This window comes from Methylobacterium sp. WL103, assembly GCF_008039885.1.
Taxonomy (GTDB): domain Bacteria; phylum Pseudomonadota; class Alphaproteobacteria; order Rhizobiales; family Beijerinckiaceae; genus Methylobacterium; species Methylobacterium cerastii.
Genome location: NZ_VRUX01001006.1, coordinates 1 through 960, shown reverse-complemented (window position 1 = coordinate 960; position 960 = coordinate 1). Strand labels below are relative to the sequence as shown.

Annotated in this window: 1 protein-coding gene; it reads left to right on the top strand. The window is 71.9% G+C overall.

Annotated elements, in window-relative coordinates:
• On the top strand, positions 1-957 hold a 957-nt coding region (locus FV222_RS27375), incomplete at its 5' end, for a polysaccharide biosynthesis/export family protein (RefSeq protein WP_147816275.1).
• Positions 958-960: the final 3 nt, after the last annotated feature.

Below are 960 nucleotides of genomic sequence, written 5' to 3'. Positions count from 1 at the left end.
TTCGGCGACAAGCGCCCCTCGATCGAGCCGGTGATCGGGGTCGGCGACTACGTCGCCGTCTCGGTCTGGGAAGCCGGCTCCGGCGGCCTGTTCTCAGGACCCCTCGTCGCCGACCGCTTCTCCGCCGGCTCGAAGTCCGCCCTCATCCCCGAGCAGGCGGTCGGCCGCGACGGCGCGATCTCGGTGCCCTACGCCGGGCGCATCCACGTCGCCGGACGCCGCACCCAGGACGTCCAGACGCTGATCGAGAACGAGCTCGCCGGCAAGGCGATCCAGCCGCAGGTGCTGGTCTCGGTCACCAAGCCGATCTCGCAGGCCGTCACCGTCACCGGCGAGGCCGTCGCCAGCGCCCGCCTGCCGCTGTCCACCGGCGGCGACCGCCTCCTCGACGTCGTGGCCTCGGCCGGCGGCGTGCGCTCGCCCGTCTCCGAGACCTTCGTGCGCCTCTCGCGCGGGGACCGCACCACCACCGTGCCGATGACGACCCTGGTGGCCAACCCGCGCGAGAACATCTACCTGCGCCCCAACGACGTGCTGACGCTGGTGCGCGACCCCCAGACCTTCCTCGCGGTGGGCGCGCTCGGCAACGCCACCGAGCTGCCGTTCTCGGCCGAGGGCATCACGCTGGCCCAGGCGCTGGCCAAGGCGCGCGGCCTGTCCGACTTCCAGGCCGACCCCGCCGGAACCTTCGTGTTCCGCTTCGAGCCGGCTGCGGTGGTGCGCCGCCTCAACCCGGCCTCGCCGCTGCTGACCACCCCGGTGGTCCCGGTCGTCTACCGCATCGACATGCGCGACCCCAACAGCCTGTTCACCTCCCAGGCCTTCCGCATGCGCAACCGCGACCTCGTCTACGTCTCCAACGCCCCCTTCACCGAAGTCTCCAAGGTCGTCAGCGTCTTCTCCACCGTCGCAGGACCCGTCGCCTCCGCCGCATCCGTCTACGCCTACGCACGGTAGACG